Raw genomic sequence first — 22,363 nt, forward strand, 5'->3', positions numbered from 1 at the left:
CGGCTGACGCGCGCGCCGGCTCCGCCGCGATCGCGGCGAACTGCCTCTGCCCGGATGATGCCGCGCTCTGCTGACGACACTCTGACATCAAATCGCGGCGGGCGGATGAAATAGCACGACCGGACGATACGATCCGGCCGGCAAAAAAACAGATGAAAACGACGGACGAAAAAAAAGCAGCCCGAAGGCTGCTTTCTTTCGCGGGATACGCGCGCGGCTCAGTGCCGGCTGCGAATCTTCGCCAGACGCTGGATCGCTTCGAGCTGCGCCATCGCGGTCGCGAGCTCGGATTGCGCCTTTGCGAGGTCGAGGTCCGACTTCGCGTTCTGCAGCGTTTCCTCGGCACGCTTGCGCGCTTCCTCGGCTTTCGCCGCGTCGAGGTCCTTGCCGCGGATCGCGGTATCGGCGAGCACCGTCACGGCGCCCGGCTGCACTTCGAGAATGCCGCCCGCGACGAACACGAATTCGTCGTTGCCGCCCTCGACTTCGATGCGCACCGCACCCGGACGAATCCGCGTGATCAGCGGCGTGTGACCCGGCAGAATACCCAGCTCACCCGTTTCGCCCGGCAGCGCGACGAATTTCGCCTCGCCCGAGAAGATCTGCTCTTCCGCGCTGACGACGTCTACTTTGATGGTTGCCATATCGACTCCTGGTTGAGCGTATTACGTGGGCGCCCGTCCGTGAAAAGATGCCATCGAGACATCTTTCACGAACGCACGGGCGCCCGCTGCGTTACACCCGACCTTTACTGGATCTTCTTGGCCTTTTCGAAGGCTTCGTCGATCGTGCCGACCATGTAGAACGCCTGTTCCGGCAGGTGGTCGCACTCGCCGTCGACGATCATCTTGAAGCCACGGATCGTTTCCTTCAGCGGCACGTACTTGCCCGGCGAGCCCGTGAACACTTCAGCGACGTGGAACGGCTGCGACAGGAAACGCTGGATCTTACGAGCGCGCGCGACCGACAGCTTGTCTTCCGGCGACAGTTCGTCCATGCCCAGAATCGCGATGATGTCGCGCAGTTCCTTGTAGCGCTGCAGCGTCTGCTGAACGCGACGGGTGATCGAGTAGTGCTCTTCACCGATCACGTTCGGGTCGATCTGGCGCGACGTCGAGTCGAGCGGGTCGACCGCCGGGTAGATACCCAGCGAAGCGATGTCACGCGACAGAACGACGGTTGCGTCCAAGTGGCCGAAGGTGGTTGCCGGCGACGGGTCGGTCAAGTCGTCCGCAGGGACGTACACGGCCTGAACCGACGTAATCGAGCCCTTCTTGGTCGACGTGATGCGCTCTTGCAGCTTGCCCATTTCTTCAGCCAGCGTCGGCTGATAGCCCACTGCCGACGGCATACGGCCGAGCAGTGCCGACACTTCGGTACCGGCCAGCGTGAAACGGTAGATGTTGTCGACGAAGAACAGCACGTCGAGGCCTTCGTCACGGAAGTGCTCGGCCATCGTCAGGCCGGTCAGCGCGACGCGCAGACGGTTGCCCGGCGGCTCGTTCATCTGGCCATACACCAGCGCGACCTTGTCGAGAACGTTCGAGTCCTTCATTTCGTGGTAGAAGTCGTTCCCTTCACGGGTACGCTCGCCCACGCCCGCGAACACGGAGTAACCGCCGTGTTCCTTCGCGATGTTGTTGATGAGCTCCATCATGTTGACGGTCTTGCCCACGCCGGCACCACCGAACAGGCCAACCTTGCCGCCCTTCGCGAACGGGCAGATCAGGTCGATGACCTTGATACCCGTTTCGAGCAGTTCGGTCGACGGCGACAGTTCGTCGAACGCCGGAGCCTTCTGGTGAATCGAACGCGTCGTTGCGCTTTCGATCGGGCCCGCTTCATCGATCGGACGGCCGAGGACGTCCATGATACGACCGAGGGTCGGCTTGCCGACCGGCACCGAAATCGGCTTGCTCGTGTTCTTCACGGTCAGGCCGCGGCGCAGGCCGTCGGATGCACCCAGACAAATGGTACGGACCACGCCGTCGCCCAGCTGCTGCTGGACTTCGAGCGTCAGTTCCGAGCCATCGAGAATGAGCGCGTCGTAGATCTTCGGCATGCTGTCGCGCGGGAATTCCACGTCGATAACGGCGCCGATGCACTGTACGATCTTGCCTTCTACCAAAGCAGCAGTACTCATCGCTTTTCCTTTAAATACCTGATTCTTTACTCGCGCAAAGGCGCAGTTGTCGTCCCGGGCGCGCGCTTAAACAGCGGCTGCGCCGCCGACGATCTCCGACAGTTCTTTCGTAATCGCGGCCTGGCGGCTCTTGTTGTACACGAGCTGCAGTTCGCTGATCACCGTCTTCGCGTTGTCGGACGCGGCCTTCATCGCGACCATCCGCGCCGATTGCTCGGACGCCATGTTCTCCGCGACGGCCTGGTACACCAGCGCCTCGACGTAACGCACGAGCAGTTCGTCAACGACTGCCTGCGCGTCCGGCTCGTAGATGTAGTCCCACGACGTGGCCGGCGTACCGTCATCGGCTTCGAAGTGTTCCGACGACAGCGGCAGCAGCTGCTCGATCACGGCTTCCTGCTTCATCGTGTTGACGAAGCGCGTGTAAGCGATATAAACCGCCGACAGCTTGCCTTCCGAGTACAGATCGAGCTGCGTCTTCACGGCGCCGATCAGCTTGTCCAGATGCGGGGTGTCGCCGAGGTGCACGACCTGCGACATCACCTTCGCGCCGAAGCGGTTCAGGAACCCGAGGCCCTTGCCGCCGATCGCGGTGGCTTCGACCTTCTGGCCCTTCTCTTCCAGCTCCTTGAACTTCTGCACCGTCGCACGCAGCACGTTGGTGTTCAGACCGCCGCAAAGACCCTTGTCCGTCGTGACAAGGATGATGCCGGCCGTCTTCGCGCCGTCGTTTGCCACCATGAACGGGTGGCGGTACTCCGGGTTCGCGCGGCTCATGTGCGCGGCGATGGCACGGACCTTGTCTGCATACGGACGAGCGGCGCGCATGCGTTCCTGCGCGCGACGCATCTTCGATGCGGCCACCATCTCCATCGCCTTCGTGATCTTGCGCGTGTTCTGCACGCTCTTGATCTTGCCGCGAATTTCCTTCATTCCAGCCATAGCTTGCTCCTTGACCGAAGCGGCGCGGGCGCATCAGCACCCGCGCGGCCTCAGTGTGTCACTCGCGGATCAATAGGCACCGGACTTCTTGAAGGATTCGATCGCCGAGCGCAGTGCGCCTTCGTCGTCCTTCGAGAGATCCTTGGTGTCCTCGATGCGCTTGATGAGGTCAGCGTGGCTGGTCTTCAGGTTGTCGCGCAGGCCCTTCTCGAACGACAGCACTTGCTTGACGTCGAGATCGTCGAGGTAGCCGTTGTTCGCGGCGTACAGCGACACGGCCAGTTCCCACACCTGCAGCGGCTGGTACTGCGGCTGCTTCAGCAGTTCCGTCACGCGGCGGCCGCGCTCGAGCTGCTTGCGGGTCGCTTCGTCGAGGTCCGATGCGAACTGCGCGAATGCGGCCAGTTCACGGTACTGCGCGAGGTCGGTACGGATACCGCCCGACAGCTTCTTCACGACCTTCGTCTGAGCAGCGCCACCGACTCGCGACACCGACACGCCGGCGTTGATTGCCGGGCGGATGCCTGCGTTGAACAGGTCGGTTTCCAGGAAGATCTGGCCGTCGGTAATCGAGATCACGTTCGTCGGAACGAACGCGGTCACGTCGCCAGCCTGCGTTTCGATGACCGGCAGTGCCGTCAGCGAGCCGCTCTTACCCTTCACTTCGCCGTTCGTGAACTTCTCGACGTACTCTTCCGACACGCGAGCAGCACGCTCGAGCAGACGCGAGTGCAGATAGAACACGTCACCCGGATATGCTTCACGGCCCGGCGGGCGGCGCAGCAGCAGCGAGATCTGACGGTATGCCCAAGCCTGCTTGGTCAAGTCGTCATAGATGATCAGCGCGTCTTGGCCGCGGTCGCGGAAGTATTCGCCCATCGTGCAGCCGGCGTACGGTGCGAGGTACTGCATCGCTGCCGAATCCGAAGCCGAAGCGGCGACGACGATCGTGTATTCCATCGCGCCCGTTTCTTCGAGCTTGCGAACCACGTTCATGATCGACGAAGCCTTCTGGCCGATCGCGACGTAGATACAGATCAGGTCCTTGCCCTTCTGGTTGATGATCGCGTCGAGCGCCACCGCGGTCTTGCCGCACTGACGGTCGCCGATGATCAGCTCACGCTGGCCACGGCCGATCGGCACCATCGCGTCGATCGACTTGATGCCCGTCTGCACCGGCTGCGACACCGACTTACGCCAGATCACGCCCGGGGCGATCTTTTCGATCGCGTCGGTCAGCTTCGCGTTGACCGGGCCCTTGCCGTCGATCGGGTTGCCGAGTGCGTCGACCACGCGGCCGACGAGTTCCGGACCAACCGGGACTTCCAGAATGCGGCCCGTCGTCTTGACGATGTCGCCTTCCGAGATGTGTTCGTATTCGCCGAGAATCACCGCGCCGACCGAGTCGCGCTCGAGGTTCAGCGCGAGGCCGAACGTGTTGCCCGGAAACTCGAGCATTTCGCCCTGCATCACGTCCGACAGGCCGTGGATGCGCACGATACCGTCGGTCACGGAGATCACGGTGCCCTGGTTGCGAACGTCTGCGCTCGCTTCAAGGCCCTGGATCCGGCTCTTGATCAGCTCGCTGATCTCAGAGGGATTGAGTTGCATTATTCGCTCCTGATAGTCAATTCTGTTGCGTGCCGGCGTGGCGCTCAGGCGGTCAAGGCAGCCTGCATCGATGCGAGGCGCGCGCGAACCGAGGTGTCGAGCACTTCGTCGCCGACCGTCACGCGCACGCCGCCGATCAGCGACGAATCGACTTCGACCGTCGGCTTCAGCTTGCGCTTGAACTTGCGTTCGAGGCCAGAGACGAGGCTTTCGAGATCCGCGCCGTTCAGCGGGAACGCGCTCACGATCTCGGCGTCGGCTGCACCTTCGCGTTCGTTCTTGAGCGCCTCGAACTGCTCGGCGATTTCCGGCAGCAGCGCGATGCGATGATTGTCGACCAGCATCTGCACGAAGTTCTTCGCTTCGGCGCCAGCCGCGACCGGCGACTTCACCGCAGCAAGCAGCAGCTCGGCCACTTGCGTGCGCGTCACCTTCGGGCTCGACGCGACCGACAGCACTTCCGGCAGACGCGCAACCTGGGCCAGCTCTTGCACGAGCGTGGACCAGGCGGCGATGTCACCTCCCTCGGCCACGCGGAACAGCGCTTCTGCGTAAGGGCGGGCGATGGTTGCAAGTTCGGCCATGATCAGAGCTCGGCTTTCAGTTGATTCAGCAGTTGGGCGTGGGCCGTTTGATCGACTTCGCGCTTCAGGATCTGCTCGGCGCCCTTCACGGCCAGCGCGGCGACTTCGCCACGCAGCGCTTCGCGCGCCTTCACGATTTGCTGTTCTGCTTCCGCTTTCGCCTGGGCGACGATGCGGGCGGCTTCAGCCTGGGCGTTGGCCTTGATTTCCTCGGCGACCGCCTGGGCACGCTTTTCAGCGTCGGCGATGCGCTGCTGGCCGTCGTTGCGGGCCTGCGCGAGTTCCTGGTCCACGCGCTTGTGCGCTGCGTCGAGTTCCGCCTTGCCCTTCTCCGCGGCGGCGAGGCCGTCGGCGATCTTCTTCGAACGTTCGTCGAGGGCGTTGATCAACGGCGGCCACACGAACTTCATCGTGAACCACGCGAGGACCAGGAACACGACCATTTGCGCAAACAGAGTTGCGTTGAGATTCACGGTGTTTCCTTATCTGCTATTCCGGAAAAATGAAACGGTAAGGCGCTCATCGAGTTGCATTCGATCAGCGCCCCAAGTCTCCGTTCCGCCCTGCGCCGGCTTACGCCGGGCGCATATTTCCGAGGAACCTTAGCCTGCGAGCTTCGACAGGAGCGGGTTCGCGAACGCGAACAGCATTGCGACACCAACGCCGATCAGGAATGCAGCGTCGATCAGGCCGGCCAGCAGGAACATCTTCGTTTGCAGCGGGTTGATGAGTTCCGGCTGACGTGCGCAGGCTTCGATGTACTTGCCACCCATCAGCGCGATACCGATACAGGCGCCGATTGCACCCAGGCCGATGATGATGCCGATACCGATGGCGGTCAGACCCTGGATGTTGGCGATGTAAGCTTGCATGATCACTCCTTTGTGAAAAGACTTGGAACTGAGATTTAAAAAACTAAAACGGAAACTCTTTTTTGCACGCCGCGCTTAGTGCTTGTCGTGCGCCTGGCCGAGATACACCAGCGTCAGCATCATGAAAATGAATGCCTGCAACAGAACAATCAGGATGTGGAAGATTGCCCAGACGCTACCCGCGATCACGTGACCAATGAAGCCGAGGAACGTTGCGTCGCCACCGAAGCTCCACATGCTGCCGAGCAGGGCGATCAACAGGAACAACAGCTCACCCGCGTACATGTTGCCGAACAGCCGCATGCCGAGGGAAACGGTCTTTGCGAGATATTCGACGATGTTCAGCGCGAGGTTCGGGATCCACAGCAGCGGGTGGGCGCCGAACGGGGCCGACAGCAGCTCATGCGCAAAGCCGCCCGCGCCCTTGATCTTGATGCTGTAGTAGATCATCAGGACGAACACGCCGAGCGCGATGCCGAGCGTGCCGTTCAGGTCGGCCGTCGGGACGATGCGATGGTGGGAAATCACGTCCGACAGACCGAGCAGGCCGATGACGCGGCCCGGCAGGTCGACGGGGAGGAAGTCGAGGGAGTTCATCAGCGCGACCCACACGAACACCGTGAGGGCGAGCGGAGCGATGAAGGTGCGGTTGCCGTGGACGATGGCCTTCGATTGATCCTCGACCATTTCGACGAGCATCTCGATCGCACACTGGAAACGGCCCGGCACGCCCGAGGTCGCCTTGCGGGCGGCCAGACGCAGCAGGACGATCGTCACAATGCCGCACACGATCGACCAGAACAGCGTGTCGAGGTTCCAGACGTGGATGTCGAAAATCGACGTCTGATGCGAGGTGGAGAAATTCTGCAAGTGGTGCGCAATGTACTCGGACGGATCCGGACCGCGCGTGCCTTCGCTAGCTGCCATATCGTTAATGCCACCCAAATTGTCGAAAATCGTTTTGCCCCGTTCCGCAATACGCTATTGCGGGAACGGGCCGGTGCGGTTCGTTGTCGAAACCGCACGCTGCTTGTTGCTTACCGCCAGGCCAGCGCGATCCAGTACGTCTTCAGCACGACGAGGTAGGTGACGAGGAGTGCCGGCCAGTGCACGCCGGCATAGCCGTACGCCACTGCGGCGAACATCCCGATCGTCACGCCGAGCTTCAGGGCTTCGCCCATCACCCAGCTCATCACGGTGGCCGAACCACCTGCCTTCAGTCGTGCCACGAACAACGCGCTTGGCACCCAGCCGATCGCCCCGCCCAGAAACGCGGATTGCGCAGCGGCGCCCGGCGACTTTGAAAACAGCCACCACGCCAGCGTTGCAACCAGGGACAAGACCACCTGCGCGATCACCACCTTGTAGGGGGTCACGCGCGACGGCTTGCTCACGTTCGGACCGAACAGCCTCTCGGCTTCCGTCCGCGTGAGCGGAACGATGTTGTTATCTTGCAGCTCGGCATCCCAGTCGTCGCCATCGGACTCGCGCCGCTCGCCGGCCGCTGAAGCGGTGCGTTGCGCTCGGTGATCATCGTGCCTGTCGTTCGGCGCCTGACCCGCCATCGCAATCTTCCGCAAAATCCTTGAACCCGGCCCCAAGCTTTCCGAAAGCTTTCAGGGGTGCCTAGCTAACAAATCCGGGCGATTGTAAGCGATAGTTGCAGGTGATTCAAGGCTTTAGACGCGACAAAAACCAGCGTAAAACGACGCCTCATCATGTGAAAAACGCGCGCGTCGATGACGTACGATGACAGTTGTAAGGTCGGTTTTTCGCACCGGCATTTCTCGCCCAAAAAAATGCGGGTGCAACGAAATGACGTGACAGCGACGTGCGGTGCATGCGCCACCGGCGCGGCGCGATCGCAGCAGGAATTCTGCTGTGACACGAACACGGGAAACCATCCGACGCGGCGATGGGCAATAGAGGAAACACTGTGACCACCGCGTCGAGCGCGATGCGCGAAATGCGCTCGAACCGAGCGCGCCGGTGCCCGCAATCAGTTGTTGCGCCGCCACAGTCGTTGGACTGTGGTGGCGCAACACTTATCAACAGGCCCGACCTTGCAACGACAAGGAACGCTGTGCACCCTCCCCGCCAGGCTTGCGGCATGCGTGCGCCGCACTGATCCGCATCGCTCAGCCGTGAACGAGCAACCACGCACCCAGCGCCGCGCTCACGAGCGCGAACGGAATCGACACAAGGTGAAACGGCAGCCACATGCGCGGCTCCTTCGCGAGACGCACCGCGATCAGGTTCGCGAGCGAACCGATCGCGAAACCGAAGCCACCGACCGATACGCCGAACGCGAGCGCCCGCCAGTCGCGCGTGAATTCCGACAGCAGGATCGCCGCCGGCACATTGCTGATTCCCTGTGACACGACCGCACCCGCCGCGAACACACGCAGCGGCGAATCGAGATGGGTTCGCGCGATCGCGTCGTGGACGACCGGCAGCGCGGCCGCGCTGCGCAGTACAACGAACATCAGCACGAAGATCAGCAGCAGCAGCCAGTCGATCTTCAGGACTGCGTCACGTCTCGCCACCAGCAGCGCGATCACGACGCCGATCAGGCCCGGCACGGGATTGTGCGCATCGGCGAGCAGCACGAACGCACCGAACAGCACCGCCGCAAGCAACGCATGCATGCGCTGCACGGGAACGGCCTGGACGTCTCCCGACAGATCGAGCGGCTTCGCGCGAAACGCGCACGCCGTCAGCACGAGCAGCAGCGCCATCAACGCCAGTGCGAGCGGCCCGAGCGTGACGACGAAGCGGCCGAACGACACGCCGCTCAATTGCCACAGGAAAAGGTTCTGGGGATTGCCGAGCGGGGTCGCGACGGACCCCGCGTTGACGGCCAGCGCAACCACGATCACGAGCCGCCGGAACGGCAACGGCGTCAACGTGCGCAGCGATACCATCAGCGGCACGACGACGAACAACGCGACATCGTTGGTGAGCCACATCGCGAGCGCCGCCGCGAACACGACGAGCAGCATCGCGAGCCCGCGCTCGGAATGCACGTGATGCACGATGCGATGCGCGAGCCACATCAGGCACCCGGACAGCTCGAGCGCCTTGGTCAGCATCAGCAGACCCGCGAGCGTCGCGACGGTCTGCCAGTCGACGAGACCGACCAGTGCGCCAACTGGTTGCGGACGCAACCATTGCAGAACAATCAGCGCAAGCGCTAGCACCGTCAGTACGGGTTCCTGCAAAAGCCAGCCAAGCCACCGGCGCGGCGCCGGCGCGCCCGTGTTTTCCATCGATCGTGCCTCGTTATTCTTCGGTCGCGACGTTGCCGCGCAGACGCGCAAGAATGCCCTCGAGCGCGTCGAGGTTGCCGAAGTCGATCATCACCTGCCCTCGCCCGCGGCGGCCGAGCTTGATCTTCACCGTCGACGCGAGCAGGTCGGACAACTCCTCCTCGAGACGACGCGTGTCGCGGCCGCCATCGTCCTTCGCGCGCACCTTCACCGCCGGCGCTTCCTTCGTCGTATGCGCGACCAGCTTCTCGGTCTCGCGCACCGACATGCGTTTGTTGACCACCTGGTGCGCGAGCGTGATCTGCGTCGCGGCATCGACTGCAAGCAGCGCACGCGCGTGGCCCATGTCGAGGTCACCGGCCAGCAACATCGTCTGCACCGGTGCCGCGAGGTTCAGCAGGCGCAGCAGGTTCGATACCGCGCTGCGCGAGCGGCCGACCGATTCGGCCGCCTGTTCGTGCGTGAAACCGAACTCATCGAGCAGGCGCTGGATACCGTGCGCCTCTTCCAGCGGATTCAGATCCTCGCGCTGGATGTTCTCGATCAGCGCCATCGCGGCGGCAGCCTGATCGGACACGTCCTTCACGAGCACCGGCACTTCGTCGAGGCCAGCCAGGCGTGCCGCGCGGAAACGCCGCTCGCCCGCGATGATTTCGTATTTGTCAGATGAAATAGGTCGTACCAGGATCGGCTGCATCACGCCTTGCGCGCGAATGCTGGCCGCCAGCTCCTGCAGGCTGCCTTCGTCCATCCGCGTCCGCGGCTGGTACTTGCCGGCCTGCAGCTTGCCGAGCGCGAGCGTGTTCGGTGCCCCTTCGATCTTCACCGCTTCGGTGATGTCCGCACTGCCGCCGAGCAGCGCTTCGAGGCCACGTCCCAAGCCCTTCTTCTTTGGTACCGCGTTCATGTCTTTCTTCCTCGCTTCGCTCATGTCCGGATCACGACACCTCGAACGCGCGCACGCGATCGATCATCTCGGCACCGAACTGGAGATACGCCTGCGCACCGCGAGAGTTACGGTCGAATACGACGCCCGGCAACCCGTAACTCGGCGCTTCCGCCAAGCGCACGTTGCGCGGAATCACCGCGTCGAACACCTTGTCGCCGAAGTGCGCTTTCAGTTGATCGGAAACTTGCTGCTGCAGCGTAATGCGCGGATCGAACATCACGCGCAGCAAGCCGATGATCTTCAGGTCGCGGTTCATGTTCGCGTGAACCTGCTTGATCGTATTGACGAGGTCCGACAGCCCCTCCAGCGCGAAGTATTCGCACTGCATCGGGATCACGACGCCATGCGCCGCGCACAATCCGTTCAGCGTCAGCAGCGACAGCGTCGGCGGGCAATCGATCAACACGAAGTCGTAGTCGTCGGCCACGTGTTCGAGCGCGGCCTTCAACCGTCGCTCGCGGTTATCGATGCTGATCAGTTCGATCTCGGCACCGGACAGTTCACGGTTGGCCGGCAGCACGTCGTATGTGACACCTTCCGGACGCACGCGCGCGTCCGTCACCGATACGCCGTCGACCAGCACTTCGTACACGGTCGACTCGCAGGCGGCCTTGTCGATCCCGCTGCCCATCGTCGCGTTGCCCTGCGGGTCGAGATCGATCAGCAGGACTCGTTGCTCCTGCGCTGCAAGGCTTGCGGCGAGATTGACCGATGTCGTCGTCTTGCCGACGCCCCCCTTCTGGTTCGCAACGCAGAAGATCTTTGCCATCGTTGGTGTGTTCCCTTTACCTTCAAACAAACGGCGCGCTACCGCGCACCTTCAATTCGCCTCGTCGACGGTGACCTCGATCAGATGCCGTTCGGCATCGAGCATCGGTACCGCCAGCCGTATCGCCTGCTTTACGCGACTGCCTTCCGGCAACCGTGCAATTTCGTCGTCCGGGTGGACACCCTTCATTGCCCAGATCGATCCGCCGGGCGCGACGAGATGTCGAGCAAGTTTAACGAAGTCGGATAGATCCGCGAAGGCGCGGGATACGATCATGTCGAATTTTTCCGGCACTTCGACGCCAGGCTGCAGCGATTCGACACGCCCGGTGACGACAGACAAGTTCGCGAGCTTCAGCTCGGCGCGCATCTGCGTCTGGAATGCAGACTTCTTCTGCACGATATCGTTCAGCGTGACCTGCCAGTCCGGCTGGACGATCGCCAGCACGATACCGGGCAATCCGCCGCCCGAACCCACGTCGAGCACGCGCGCCGATGCACGGTCGCGCAGATGCGGAACGATGGAGAGCGAATCGAGAATGTGCTGGATCAGCATCTGCTTCGGGTCGCGGATCGCGGTCAGGTTGTAGACCGCGTTCCACTTGCCGAGCAGCGCGACATAGTCGAGCAGCTGGTTGCGTTGTGCATCCGTCAACGTGATGTCGAGCGCGGCCGTGCCGTCGACGAGCATCTGTTCAAGTACGTCCCGATTAACCGCCGGCGCGCGACGCGCCGTCATTGTTGCGTCGGGACGGTGCCGTCCCCCTGTTCCGTCACTTCCGCGGCGGCGCCGTTACGACGGCCGAGGCCGCGGCGCTTCAGGTGCACCATCAGCAGGGAGATCGCAGCCGGCGTGACGCCCGAAATCCGCGATGCCTGGCCGATCGTTTCCGGGCGGAACTCGTTCAGCTTCTGGCTCACTTCGAACGACAGGCCGCGCACCTCGCGGTAGTCGATACCGTCCGGCAGGCGTGTGTTCTCGTTCGCATCGTTGCGCTCGATCTCGCTGGCCTGCCGCTCGATATAGCCCTGATATTTGATGCCAATCTCGACCTGTTCCTTGATCTGCTCGAGCAGCACCGGATCGTCGGCCAGCGGCTCTGCAGGCGCGCATTCACCACCCTTCAGGCCGCACACACCGTCGTAGCTGATACCGGGGCGGCGCAGCAGTTCGGCGAGGCTGTACTCGTGATCGATCGCCTTGCCGAGCAACGCAGTCGCCTCTTCAGGCGGCAGCGTCTTCGGCGTGACCCACGTCGACTTCAGTCGTTCGGTTTCACGTGAAACAGCGTCGCGCTTCCGACTGAACGCATCCCAGCGCACGTCGTCGACGAGGCCCAGCTCGCGGCCGATCTCGGTCAGGCGCATGTCCGCATTGTCTTCACGCAGGCTCAGACGATATTCGGCACGACTCGTGAACATCCGGTACGGCTCCGCCACGCCACGCGTGACGAGGTCGTCGACCAGCACGCCAAGATAGGCCTGATCGCGACGCGGGCACCATGCGTCCTTCTCCTGCACGTAGCGGCCTGCATTCAGGCCGGCCAGCAGCCCTTGTGCGGCCGCTTCTTCGTAGCCGGTCGTGCCGTTGATCTGGCCCGCAAAGAACAGCCCATTGATCGCCTTCGTCTCGAGCGACGCCTTCAGCGCGCGCGGGTCGAAGTAGTCGTATTCGATCGCGTAGCCGGGGCGCAGGATGTGCGCGTTCTCAAGGCCGCGCATCGAGTGCACGAGCTCAAGCTGCACGTCGAACGGCAGGCTCGTCGAAATCCCGTTTGGATAGAACTCGTTGGTCGTCAGCCCTTCCGGCTCAAGGAAGATCTGGTGCGATTCCTTCGATGCGAATCGGTGGATCTTGTCCTCGATCGACGGGCAGTAACGCGGGCCGACACCTTCGATCACGCCTGTATACATAGGCGAACGGTCGAGGCCGCCGCGAATGATGTCGTGGGTGCGCTCGTTCGTGTGCGTCACCCAGCACGGCAGCTGCTGTGGATGCTGCTCCGCACGGCCCAGAAACGAGAATACGGGGATCGGATCGAGGTCGCCCGGCTGCTCGTCCAGCTTCGAAAAGTCGATCGAGCGGCCATCGATACGCGGCGGCGTACCGGTCTTCAGGCGGCCCTGCGGCAGCTTCAGCTCCTTCAGGCGAGCCGACAGCGACACGGCCGCCGGATCGCCTGCGCGACCGCCCGTATAGTTGTTCAGGCCGACGTGAATCTTGCCGTCGAGGAACGTACCGGCCGTCAGCACGACCGCACGTGCGCGGAAGCGGATGCCGATCTGCGTCACGGCGCCGACCACGCGGTCGCCTTCGACCATCAGGTCGTCGACAGCCTGCTGGAACAGCCACAGGTTCGGCTGGTTCTCGAGCCGATGGCGGATTGCAGCCTTGTACAGGATGCGGTCGGCCTGCGCACGCGTCGCGCGCACGGCCGGGCCCTTAGACGAATTGAGGATCCGGAACTGAATACCGCTCTCGTCCGTCGCGGCGGCCATCGCGCCGCCGAGCGCATCGACTTCCTTGACCAGATGGCCCTTGCCAATGCCGCCGATCGACGGATTGCAGCTCATCTGGCCGAGCGTTTCGATGTTATGGGTCAGCAGCAGCGTCTTCGCACCCATACGGGCCGATGCCAACGCGGCTTCCGTGCCGGCGTGCCCGCCACCGACGACGATGACATCAAATTCTGTGGGAAAAAGCATGGTGGATTCCGTGCGCAGGACTGCGCACGAACCTATCTGAGAAATGTATGGGGCGAATTATAGCGGGTTCGCTTTTCACCCGAAGACCGTCCGAATGGTAGGGCCGGTTCATTTGGTCGTTTTTTTCGCCCGACCGTGCAAGCTGTGCCGTGCGGCCTGCTTCGGCGGCGCTGCCGCGCCCTCAGCGCACATCGTCAGGCTGTGCAAAATCGCGAACCCGGCAGTGGTTTGCGAAACCCGCCGTCGCTGCGCCATCACAGCATGTCGGATCGACCTTCCTACGCTTATCCCCTGTGCCATTTGGCCCCGTGTCGATAGAACACCGTCGCGCGTACAGCGCTCACTACCCTGTCAGCCCGACGATGAGGCCCCGCTCGTCACAGGGCTTCCGCTAGTCGCTCCGGCACTTATCCCCACGCCTCTTCCAGAAAACAAAAGCGGCGTGTTTCACGTGAAACACGCCGCCCGTTTCCCGCCAACCGCCTCACCGATCAAGCCGTTTTTTTCACCAACCCCAGGTATGTTTCGATCACGCGCGGATTTTGCGCCAGCTCGGCCGCCGGCCCTTCCAACGCAAACTCCCCAGTCTCCAGTACATAGCCGTAGTCCGAGATCTGCAGCGCGGCCCGAGCATTCTGCTCGATCAGCAGCGTCGCGACGCCTGTGCCGCGTAACGCGCTGATGATATGAAAAATCTCCTTCACGATCAGCGGCGCCAAGCCGAGGCTGGGCTCGTCGAGCATCAGCAAGTCGGGCTTTCCCATCAGCGCGCGGCCCACCGCGAGCATCTGCCGCTCACCACCCGACAGCGTACCGGCCGCCTGCTTGCGCCGCTCCTTGAGCCGCGGAAACAGCGCAAACACATGATCGAGCTGGTCGAGGAAGTTCGACTCGCCTGCGAGCTTGCGGCGATACGCGCCCAGCACAAGGTTATCCTCGACCGTCATCGTGCTGAACAGCTCGCGCTTTTCCGGCACCAGGCACATTCCCCGTGCGACACGCTGCTCAACCGGCAGTGCACCTACGTCCTTGCCGCGGTACACCACTGCCCCTGACGCATGCCCGGTCACCGGCAACGCGCCCATGATTGCGTTCAGCAGCGTCGACTTGCCGGCCCCGTTCGGGCCAATCACGCTGACGATCTGCCCGGCGCCGACCTTGATCGCCGCGCCGTGCAGCGCCTCGACCTTCCCGTAACGCACCGCCAGGCCGCGCACGTCGAGAATCGGCATCGTCGTATCCGTCATCACTCCACCCCGCCCAGATATGCTTCGAGCACCGCCGGATCCTGCTGCACGTCCTGTGGCAGCCCTTCCGCGATCCGCGTGCCGAATTCCATCACCACCAGCCGATCGGTGAGGTTCATCACGAAATCCATGTCATGTTCCACGAGCAACACGCTCATCCCCTCCGCCTTCAGGCGCCGCAGCAAGTGGGCGAGTTGCTGCTTCTCCTGGTAGCGCAGCCCGGCGGCCGGCTCGTCGAGCAGCAGCAGCGTCGGATCGCAGCACAGCGCGCGCGCGATTTCGAGAATCCGCTGCTGGCCGAGCGCGAGGCTGCCCGCTTCGTCGTACATGTGCCTCTCCAGCCCGACGCGGCGGATCTGGCGTGCCGCCTCGGCCAGCAGCTGCGCTTCCTCGTGCGCATTGAGCCGCGCGATGCTGCGCCACACGCCCGTATGGCCGCGCAGGTGCGCGCCGATCGCGACGTTCTCGAGCACCGTCATCGTCGGCAGCAGCTTCACGTGCTGGAACGTACGACCGATCCCCCGCCGGACGATCTGGCGCGACGTGAGCCCGTCGATCCGCTCGCCGCGGAACGTGATCGTGCCGGCGGTCGGCTGCAGCACGCCGGTCACGAGGTTGAACGTGGTCGACTTGCCGGCGCCATTCGGGCCGATCAGGCCGATGATCTGCCCCGCTTTCACGTCGAAGCTGACGTCGTTGACGGCCACCAGGCCGCCGAACTGCTTGCGCGCGTTATCGACGACGAGCAGCGGCTCGCCCGCCGCCGGCTTCGCGCGCTGCGGCAACGGATCGGCATGGTCGGGCGCATGTGCGCGCGGCCCGCGCGGAAACAGCTTCGCGACGAACGGCCACACGCCCTGGCGTGCGTACTGCAGCAGCAGCACCATCAGCACGCCGAACACGATGATCTCGAAGTTGCCTTCCGAGCCGAGCAGCTTCGGCAACAGCGTCTGCAGATAGTCCTGCAGCACCGTGAGGATCGCCGCCCCGAGCACCGCGCCCCACACGTGCGACACGCCGCCGACCACGGCCATGAACAGGAATTCGATCCCGTGGTTCAGGCCGAACGGGGTCGGGTTCACCGCGCGCTGCAGGTGCGCATACAGGAAGCCCGACACCGCCGCGAGCACGGCGGCGTAGACGAAGATCACGACGCGCATCCACGCGGTGTTCACGCCCATCGCCTCGGCCATCACGCCGCCGCCGCGCAATGCGCGGATCGCGCGGCCTGGCCGGCTGTTGAGCAGGTTCTGCACCGACACGATCGCGGCCAGCACGACGGCCCAGATCAGGAAGTACAGGCTTCGGCCGCTTCCCAGCTCGATGCCGAACAGGTTCAGTGCCGGAATCCCGTTGATCCCGTCGTACTTGCCGAGCAGTTCGAGGTTGCCGAACAGGTAGAACAGCGCGAGGCCCCACGCGATCGTGCCGAGCGGCAGGAAGTGCCCAGACAGGCGCATCGTGACCGCACCGAGCACGAGCGCGACGAGCGCCGTCAGCACGACGCCGACGATCAGCGCGAGCCACGGCGACACGCCGTAGCGCGTCGTCAGGAATGCGGTCGCATACGCGCCGATGCCGACGAATGCGGCCTGCCCGAAGCTCGTCATCCCGCCGACGCCCGTCAGCAGCACGAGTCCGATCGCGACGATCGCGTAGAGGCCGATGTAGTTCAGCAGCGTGATCCAGTATTCGGGCACCTGCAGCGCGCCGGGCAGCACCGGCAGCGCGAACAGCGCCACGAGGAACACCCAGAAGGTCTTGTTGCGTACCATTGTCTTCATCGCGTCACTCCTCTTCCTCTTCCGTGTGCGGCGTCGCGAAACTGCGCCACAGCAGCACCGGGATGATCAGCGTGAACACGATCACTTCCTTGTACGCGCTCGCCCAGAACGACGAATACGATTCGAGCACGCCGACCAGCAGCGAGCCGGCGGCCGCGAGCGGATAGCTGACCAGCCCGCCGATGATCGCGCCGACGAAACCCTTCAGGCCGATCAGGAAGCCGGAGTCGTAATAGATCGTCGTCAGCGGACCGACGAGGATGCCGGACAGCACACCGAGCCCGGCCGCCAGCGTGAACGCGAGCCGCCCTGCTTCGGTCGTGCCGATGCCGACGAGCCGCGCGCCGAGCCGGTTCACCGACGTCGCACGCAGCGCCTTGCCGGCGATCGTGCGGCCGAAATACACGTAGAGCGCACCGATCAGCACCAGCGCGGTCACGACCACGAGGATGCTCTGCACCGACACCGTCATGCTGCCGACCGACAGCGACGCATCCGCGAAGCCGTTGGTGCGCGAACCTTCCGCCCCGAACATCACGAGCCCGAGGCCGACCATCGCGAAATGGACGGCGACGGATACGATCAGCAGCAGCAGCGTCGTGCCTTCGGCGATCGGCTGATAAACGAGCCGGTAGACGAACGGCCCCATCGGCACGACGATCGCGAGCGTCAGCGCGATCTGCGCAAGCATCGGCATCGGCTGCGCGGCGAAGCTGCGCGTGATCGCGAACACCGCGAGCGGCAGCAGCACGTAGCGGCTAGCGAGCGTCGCGAGCGTGCGGCCGAGCTGATGGCGGCGTTCGCGATGGCGGATCAGGCCGCCGACTTCCAGCAGGAAGCACGCGATGCCCATCACGAACAGCAGCCAGCAGGTGGCGGGAAATTTCTGCGCCTGCAGCGCTGCAAGCGTGAGCGCACCGTAGGCGACGAATTCGCCCTGGGGAATGAAGATCACCCGCGTGACGGAAAACACCAGCACGAGCGCCAGCGACAGCAATGCATAAATGGCGCCGGTCGTGATGCCGTCTTGCGCGAGGATCGCCGCAATCGAGAGATCCATACGTTTCGTGTATCGAGAATGCTGCGGAGAAGCGAAAGACGGGAATGGCCGCGGCGCACGAACGGCAAGATCGGCGCGTCGGGCGCCACGCGGCTGGCCCCGGTGATTCCATGCGGCACGGGAGCGGCCCGTCAGGCCCGCTCCGCTGCCGACGGCGCGCACGGCGCCGTTCGCGCCGCGCCCGCCAGTTTCACGTGGTGCTTATTCGGCCTGCAGCTTCCACTTGCCGTCGACGATCTGCACCATCACACGCGCACGCGTGTCGAAGCCGTTGTGATCGGTCGGCGTCGTGTTGATCACGCCGTGCGACACGGGCAGGTCCTTCACGCTCTCGAGCGACGTGCGCAGCGCCTCGCGGAACGCCTCGGTGCCCGGCTGCCCCTTCTTCAGCGCGTCGGGAATCGCACGCTGCAGCAACAGCCCCGCATCCCATGCGTGGCCGCCGAAGGTCGACAGCGAACCGGCGCCGTATGCCTTCTCGTACGCGGCCTTGTAGCCGAGCGCCGGCTTCTTCACCGGGTTCGAATCGGGCAGCTGGTCGGTCACGAGCACCGGGCCGGCCGGCAGGATCTCGCCTTCGCAATCCTTGCCGCACACGCGCAGGAAGTCGTTGTTCGCGACGCCGTGCGTCTGATACACCTTGCCCTTGTAGCCACGCTCCTTCAGCGTCTTGGCGGGCAGCGCGGCCGGCGTGCCGGACCCGGCGATCAGCATCGCGTCGGGATTCGAGCCCATCAGCTTCAGCACCTGCCCCATCACCGACGCGTCGGTGCGGTTGTAACGCTCGTTCGACACGAGCTTCAGCCCGTTCTTCTCGGCCGCTGCGCTGAACGTCTTGTACCAGCTGTCGCCGTACGCATCGGCGAAGCCGATGAAGCCGACCGTCTTCACGCCGTGCTTCGCCATGTAGCCGGCGATCGCATCGGCCATCAGCTGGTCGTTCTGCGGCACCTTGAACATCCATGCGCGCTTCGCGTCCATCGGCGAGATGATCTGCGCGCTCGCCGCGAGCGAGATCGTCGGCGTCTTCCCCTGCGATACCGGGTCGAGCATCGCGAGCGAGTTCGGCGTGACGGACGAACCGATGATCGCGTCGACGTGATCCTCGTCGATCAGCTTGCGCACGTTCTGCACCGCGCGGCTCGTGTCGGACGCATCGTCGAGCACGATGTACTGGACGCTCTTGCCCGCGATTTCCTTCGGCAGCAGCGCGATCGTGTTCTTTTCCGGAATCCCGAGCGATGCGGCCGGCCCGGTGGCCGACAGCGTCACACCGATCTTCACCTGCGCCGACGCCGTGGCCGCCGCGCACACAAGGCCCGCGGCAAGCAAAACCTCCATCCATCGATTCATCTTCATTTATGTTGTCTCCAAACGCTGCTCGAAAAATCCGCGGGTCGCTCGGGCGGCTCCCGGTCCTCAAACAAGTTAATAATTTAACTATCTCGCCGTACCGCGCCTACGCTCGTTTTCCCGTGACACGCCGGCACCGCCATCAAGCCCCGGCGAGACCGCGCGCGCACGCGCCGCGGCGCGTGCCGACACGGTCGTGCGACCGCCACGATGCGCGGCGGCAATGTCGTCAGGATGAACAAAACGGAGAAATGCGACGTTGCGCGAGACGCGATCGATGCGGACGCAACGATCGTCGGAAGGTCGGCCGGCCTGGCCGGGTTCGGCTCCACGAGCTCGCGGCGCAGAATCGAAAAATCGGCCGTTCATGCGAACGCGAACGACACGTCGGATGCGAACGCAACGACCGCGGAGACCGTCGTGCCGGCAAATCGCACCGGAACGCGCATGCCGGCCGCAGGACGGCTCGTGAACGCCGGGGCATACCCGTGCACCGCCGACCCCGAACGAGCGGCGCCAGCCGCCCCTCGCACCCCGATCCATCGTCCCGCGCTTCTCATCCAACCGCACTCCCTCTTCTGCATTTTGCTTGTAGGAGAACTGCCGACCGTTTTCCCGACCGCTCGGTCGGCGAAAGCTGAGTGTAACGGACGCTTTTTGCGCACGCCAACCGGGTAAGCCCGGACGGCAATGCACGCGGCTGCGCGCCGGCGGCGATCGACCAGCAGGAATGGATGAAAACGGGGAGACGGGATGAGGCGCGAGCGAGGTGGGGCAGAATGCGGCGCCACTGCCCTGCACCAGCAATGGAAATTCGCGCACCAAATGAAAAAGCGCTGTTGGATTCCGTCCAACAGCGCTTTGGGGTCCGGGCACTTTGTGCCTCGATTGTCTCCTCGTTCTCCACCTGCAAATTCGTTTCGCGGTGCATCAGAACTGAAACGAAGATTAAAGGACCTTTCACCCTGCGACAACTTAGCATTTACCCCTATGGTGCATCGCCGCACGAAAATGGGGCACCAGTCTCGCCGCGCGGCACCGGCACGAGGCCGCCGAAACGCCCTTCCCGGCCGCGCCGGATGGTGCTTCGCATCAACGCGCCGCGCCGGCCGCCGCGCTGCAATCAGGACGGCCTGAGCGTCTTGACCCGCGCGACCATCTCGCCGACGATCCCGCGCCTGAACGCAAGCACGCATGCGATGAAGATCAGCCCCGTGACGATCGTCGTCGATTCGCCGAGCGAGTGGAACCAGCCGATGCCGGTCGCCGACGCGAGCCATTCGCCGATGTCGCCGAGCCGGTCCTCCAGCGCGACGATCAGCGCCGCGCCGAGCAACGGCCCGAACAGCGTGCCCATCCCGCCGACGAGCGTCATCAGCACGACGAGGCCCGACATCGTCCAGTACGCGTCGGACAGCGTCTCGAAACCGAGCACCAGCACCTTCAGCGAACCGGCCAGCCCCGCGAGCCCGGCCGACAGGATGAACGCGAGCAGCTTGAAGCGGTCGGTGTCGTAGCCGAGCGAGATCGCGCGCGCCTCGTTCTCCTTGATCGCAACGAGCACCTGGCCGAACGGCGAGTGCACGATCCGCACGATGAACGCGCACGCCGCGACGATCACCGCGAGCACGACGTAGTAGAGGGCGACGTCGTTCGACAGGTCGACGAGCCCGAACAGGTGCCCGCGCGGCACGCCCTGCAGGCCGTCCTCGCCGTGCGTGAACGGCGCCTGCAGATAGATGAAGTAGACCATCTGCGCGAACGCGAGCGTGATCATCGCGAAGTAGATGCCCTGCCGGCGAATCGCGAACAGGCCGACCACGAGCCCCAGCAGCGTCGCGGCGAACGTGCCCACGAGCACGCCGAGCTCGGGCGTGAAGCCGAGCGTCTGGATCGCATAACCGGTCGCATAGCCGGCGGTCGCGAGGAACATCGCGTGGCCGAACGACAGCAGCCCCGTATAGCCGATCAGCAGATTGAACGCGGCCGCGAACAACGCGAACGTGAGCACCTTCATCACGAACACCGGATACGCACCGATGAACGGCGCGGCGAGCAGTGCCGCGAGCAGCACGCCGTAGAGCACTTTTCTCTGCATCATTTTTCCTTGCCGAACAGGCCCGCCGGACGAATCAGCAGCACGATCGCCATGATCACGAACACGACCGTGGCCGATGCTTCCGGATAGAACACGCGCGTGAAGCCCTCGATCACGCCGAGCAGCAGCCCGGTGATGATCGAGCCGAGGATCGAGCCCATCCCCCCGATCACGACCACCGCGAACACGGTGATGATCATCGGCTGGCCCATCAGCGGCGACACCTGGATCACCGGCGCCGCGAGCACGCCCGCGAACGCCGCGAGCGCGACGCCGAAGCCGTAGGTGAGCGTGATCATCATCGGCACGTTCACCCCGAACGCCTCGACGAGCTTCGGGTTCTCGGTGCCGGCGCGCAGATAGGCGCCCAGGCGCGTCTTCTCGATCACGAACCAGGTCGCGAGACACACCGCGAGCGACGCGACGACCACCCACGCGCGGTAGTTCGGCAGGAACATGAAGCCGAGATTGGTCGCGCCGGACAGCTGCGACGGCACGTCGTACGGCTGGCCGGACGACCCGTAGAGCGAGCGGAACACGCCTTCGACGACGAGCGTGAGGCCGAACGTGAGCAGCAGCCCGTACAGGTGATCGAGCTTGTACAGCCAGCGCAGCATCGAGCGCTCGATCAGGATCCCGAACGCACCGACGATCAGCGGCGCGAGCACGAGCATCGCCCAGTACGGCAACGCGAAGTACGACAGCCCCATCCACGCGAGCATCGCGCCCAGCATGAACAGCGCGCCGTGCGCGAAGTTGATCACGTTGAGCAGCCCGAAGATCACCGCGAGGCCGAGGCTCAGGATCGCGTAGAACGAGCCGTTGACGAGCCCGAGCAGCAACTGGCTCAGCATCGCCGGCAACGGAATGCCAAAGATTTCCATCGACTTAGCCGTCAGTATGAGTTTCGTTGCGTGCGCAACGTTCAAGCCGTCGCGCGCACGGGCGGCGCAGCGGGCACATCGCTGCGCCCGCCG

At 64.0% G+C, this 22,363-nt stretch carries 20 protein-coding genes; all 20 read right to left on the reverse strand.

Annotated elements, in window-relative coordinates; genetic code table 11:
• Positions 1-218 precede the first annotated feature (218 nt).
• The 20 genes from HWX22_RS17630 to HWX22_RS17725 all read right to left on the reverse strand — a co-directional run bounded on the left by HWX22_RS17630 (position 219) and on the right by HWX22_RS17725 (position 22,270).
• Complete coding sequence (locus HWX22_RS17630) at positions 219-644, reverse strand: F0F1 ATP synthase subunit epsilon (RefSeq protein WP_006477288.1); 426 nt, start codon at positions 642-644, stop codon at positions 219-221.
• 104 nt (positions 645-748) lie between these two features.
• Complete coding sequence (gene atpD, locus HWX22_RS17635) at positions 749-2,143, reverse strand: F0F1 ATP synthase subunit beta (protein ID WP_175916121.1); 1,395 nt, start codon at positions 2,141-2,143, stop codon at positions 749-751.
• Between the two features lie 66 nt (positions 2,144-2,209).
• Positions 2,210-3,085, reverse strand: a complete 876-nt coding sequence (atpG, locus tag HWX22_RS17640) for a F0F1 ATP synthase subunit gamma (RefSeq protein ID WP_034188170.1) — start codon at positions 3,083-3,085, stop codon at positions 2,210-2,212.
• Positions 3,086-3,154: 69 nt separating this feature from the next.
• Positions 3,155-4,696: a F0F1 ATP synthase subunit alpha gene (gene atpA / locus HWX22_RS17645; protein ID WP_014895499.1), complete on the reverse strand. Its 1,542-nt coding sequence runs from the start codon at positions 4,694-4,696 to the stop codon at positions 3,155-3,157.
• A gap of 44 nt (positions 4,697-4,740) precedes the next feature.
• Positions 4,741-5,280: a F0F1 ATP synthase subunit delta gene (locus HWX22_RS17650; protein WP_014895498.1), complete on the reverse strand. Its 540-nt coding sequence runs from the start codon at positions 5,278-5,280 to the stop codon at positions 4,741-4,743.
• Positions 5,281-5,282: 2 nt separating this feature from the next.
• Entirely contained in the window at positions 5,283-5,753 is a 471-nt protein-coding gene (locus tag HWX22_RS17655; RefSeq protein WP_006477283.1) for a F0F1 ATP synthase subunit B, read from the reverse strand.
• Between the two features lie 129 nt (positions 5,754-5,882).
• Positions 5,883-6,152, reverse strand: a complete 270-nt coding sequence (gene atpE, locus HWX22_RS17660) for a F0F1 ATP synthase subunit C (RefSeq protein ID WP_006482730.1) — start codon at positions 6,150-6,152, stop codon at positions 5,883-5,885.
• A gap of 75 nt (positions 6,153-6,227) precedes the next feature.
• Positions 6,228-7,079 carry a F0F1 ATP synthase subunit A gene (gene atpB, locus HWX22_RS17665; protein ID WP_059814523.1) on the reverse strand — a complete coding sequence of 284 codons (852 nt, stop codon included), beginning with the start codon at positions 7,077-7,079 and terminating at the stop codon, positions 6,228-6,230.
• A gap of 110 nt (positions 7,080-7,189) precedes the next feature.
• A complete protein-coding gene (locus tag HWX22_RS17670) occupies positions 7,190-7,717 on the reverse strand; it encodes an ATP synthase subunit I (protein ID WP_175907802.1) in 528 nt (175 codons plus the stop codon).
• A 573-nt stretch (positions 7,718-8,290) separates the two neighbouring features.
• Positions 8,291-9,421, reverse strand: a complete 1,131-nt coding sequence (locus HWX22_RS17675) for an SLC13 family permease (protein ID WP_175907804.1) — start codon at positions 9,419-9,421, stop codon at positions 8,291-8,293.
• Positions 9,422-9,434: 13 nt separating this feature from the next.
• Positions 9,435-10,328 carry a ParB/RepB/Spo0J family partition protein gene (locus tag HWX22_RS17680; protein ID WP_175916122.1) on the reverse strand — a complete coding sequence of 298 codons (894 nt, stop codon included), beginning with the start codon at positions 10,326-10,328 and terminating at the stop codon, positions 9,435-9,437.
• Positions 10,329-10,359: 31 nt separating this feature from the next.
• Complete coding sequence (locus tag HWX22_RS17685; RefSeq protein WP_044845234.1) at positions 10,360-11,139, reverse strand: ParA family protein; 780 nt, start codon at positions 11,137-11,139, stop codon at positions 10,360-10,362.
• A gap of 51 nt (positions 11,140-11,190) precedes the next feature.
• Positions 11,191-11,877, reverse strand: a complete 687-nt coding sequence (rsmG, locus tag HWX22_RS17690; RefSeq protein WP_175907806.1) for a 16S rRNA (guanine(527)-N(7))-methyltransferase RsmG — start codon at positions 11,875-11,877, stop codon at positions 11,191-11,193.
• Complete coding sequence (gene mnmG / locus HWX22_RS17695) at positions 11,874-13,844, reverse strand: tRNA uridine-5-carboxymethylaminomethyl(34) synthesis enzyme MnmG (protein WP_175907808.1); 1,971 nt, start codon at positions 13,842-13,844, stop codon at positions 11,874-11,876. The genes rsmG and mnmG overlap by 4 nt, the downstream gene beginning before the upstream one ends.
• 491 nt (positions 13,845-14,335) lie before the next feature.
• The gene (locus HWX22_RS17700) at positions 14,336-15,091 is read right to left on the reverse strand and encodes an ABC transporter ATP-binding protein (protein WP_059531413.1); all 756 of its coding nucleotides are present in this window, start codon (positions 15,089-15,091) and stop codon (positions 14,336-14,338) included.
• The gene (locus tag HWX22_RS17705) at positions 15,091-16,875 is read right to left on the reverse strand and encodes a branched-chain amino acid ABC transporter ATP-binding protein/permease (protein WP_175916123.1); all 1,785 of its coding nucleotides are present in this window, start codon (positions 16,873-16,875) and stop codon (positions 15,091-15,093) included. The genes HWX22_RS17700 and HWX22_RS17705 overlap by 1 nt, the downstream gene beginning before the upstream one ends.
• Positions 16,876-16,879: 4 nt before the next feature.
• Positions 16,880-17,935 (reverse strand): branched-chain amino acid ABC transporter permease, encoded by a 1,056-nt coding sequence (locus tag HWX22_RS17710; protein ID WP_059699580.1) that lies wholly within the window; start codon positions 17,933-17,935, stop codon positions 16,880-16,882.
• Between the two features lie 201 nt (positions 17,936-18,136).
• Positions 18,137-19,294, reverse strand: a complete 1,158-nt coding sequence (locus tag HWX22_RS17715) for an ABC transporter substrate-binding protein (protein ID WP_175916124.1) — start codon at positions 19,292-19,294, stop codon at positions 18,137-18,139.
• A 1,117-nt stretch (positions 19,295-20,411) separates the two neighbouring features.
• Positions 20,412-21,386, reverse strand: a complete 975-nt coding sequence (locus tag HWX22_RS17720) for a branched-chain amino acid ABC transporter permease (protein ID WP_059699721.1) — start codon at positions 21,384-21,386, stop codon at positions 20,412-20,414.
• Positions 21,386-22,270 (reverse strand): branched-chain amino acid ABC transporter permease, encoded by an 885-nt coding sequence (locus tag HWX22_RS17725; protein WP_059814543.1) that lies wholly within the window; start codon positions 22,268-22,270, stop codon positions 21,386-21,388. Before HWX22_RS17725 ends, HWX22_RS17720 begins: the two co-directional genes overlap by 1 nt.
• Positions 22,271-22,363 lie beyond the last annotated feature (93 nt).

The organism is Burkholderia sp. BCC1638 (genome assembly GCF_902833195.1).
GTDB lineage: Bacteria > Pseudomonadota > Gammaproteobacteria > Burkholderiales > Burkholderiaceae > Burkholderia > Burkholderia diffusa.

Bases quoted from the DNA above. Each gene is read 5' to 3' on its own strand.
- HWX22_RS17710 (WP_059699580.1), bottom strand. From the start codon at position 17,935: ATGGATCTCTCGATTGCGGCGATCCTCGCGCAAGACGGCATCACGACC.
- HWX22_RS17725 (WP_059814543.1), bottom strand. From the start codon at position 22,270: ATGGAAATCTTTGGCATTCCGTTGCCGGCGATGCTGAGCCAGTTGCTG.
- HWX22_RS17700 (WP_059531413.1), bottom strand. From the start codon at position 15,091: ATGACGGATACGACGATGCCGATTCTCGACGTGCGCGGCCTGGCGGTG.
- HWX22_RS17630 (WP_006477288.1), bottom strand. From the start codon at position 644: ATGGCAACCATCAAAGTAGACGTCGTCAGCGCGGAAGAGCAGATCTTC.
- HWX22_RS17650 (WP_014895498.1), bottom strand. From the start codon at position 5,280: ATGGCCGAACTTGCAACCATCGCCCGCCCTTACGCAGAAGCGCTGTTC.
- HWX22_RS17675 (WP_175907804.1), bottom strand. From the start codon at position 9,421: ATGGAAAACACGGGCGCGCCGGCGCCGCGCCGGTGGCTTGGCTGGCTT.
- atpE (WP_006482730.1), bottom strand. From the start codon at position 6,152: ATGCAAGCTTACATCGCCAACATCCAGGGTCTGACCGCCATCGGTATC.
- atpD (WP_175916121.1), bottom strand. From the start codon at position 2,143: ATGAGTACTGCTGCTTTGGTAGAAGGCAAGATCGTACAGTGCATCGGC.
- HWX22_RS17720 (WP_059699721.1), bottom strand. From the start codon at position 21,386: ATGCAGAGAAAAGTGCTCTACGGCGTGCTGCTCGCGGCACTGCTCGCC.
- atpA (WP_014895499.1), bottom strand. From the start codon at position 4,696: ATGCAACTCAATCCCTCTGAGATCAGCGAGCTGATCAAGAGCCGGATC.
- HWX22_RS17705 (WP_175916123.1), bottom strand. From the start codon at position 16,875: ATGAAGACAATGGTACGCAACAAGACCTTCTGGGTGTTCCTCGTGGCG.
- HWX22_RS17670 (WP_175907802.1), bottom strand. From the start codon at position 7,717: ATGGCGGGTCAGGCGCCGAACGACAGGCACGATGATCACCGAGCGCAA.
- HWX22_RS17715 (WP_175916124.1), bottom strand. From the start codon at position 19,294: ATGAAGATGAATCGATGGATGGAGGTTTTGCTTGCCGCGGGCCTTGTG.
- atpG (WP_034188170.1), bottom strand. From the start codon at position 3,085: ATGGCTGGAATGAAGGAAATTCGCGGCAAGATCAAGAGCGTGCAGAAC.
- atpB (WP_059814523.1), bottom strand. From the start codon at position 7,079: ATGGCAGCTAGCGAAGGCACGCGCGGTCCGGATCCGTCCGAGTACATT.
- HWX22_RS17685 (WP_044845234.1), bottom strand. From the start codon at position 11,139: ATGGCAAAGATCTTCTGCGTTGCGAACCAGAAGGGGGGCGTCGGCAAG.
- rsmG (WP_175907806.1), bottom strand. From the start codon at position 11,877: ATGACGGCGCGTCGCGCGCCGGCGGTTAATCGGGACGTACTTGAACAG.
- mnmG (WP_175907808.1), bottom strand. From the start codon at position 13,844: ATGCTTTTTCCCACAGAATTTGATGTCATCGTCGTCGGTGGCGGGCAC.
- HWX22_RS17680 (WP_175916122.1), bottom strand. From the start codon at position 10,328: ATGAACGCGGTACCAAAGAAGAAGGGCTTGGGACGTGGCCTCGAAGCG.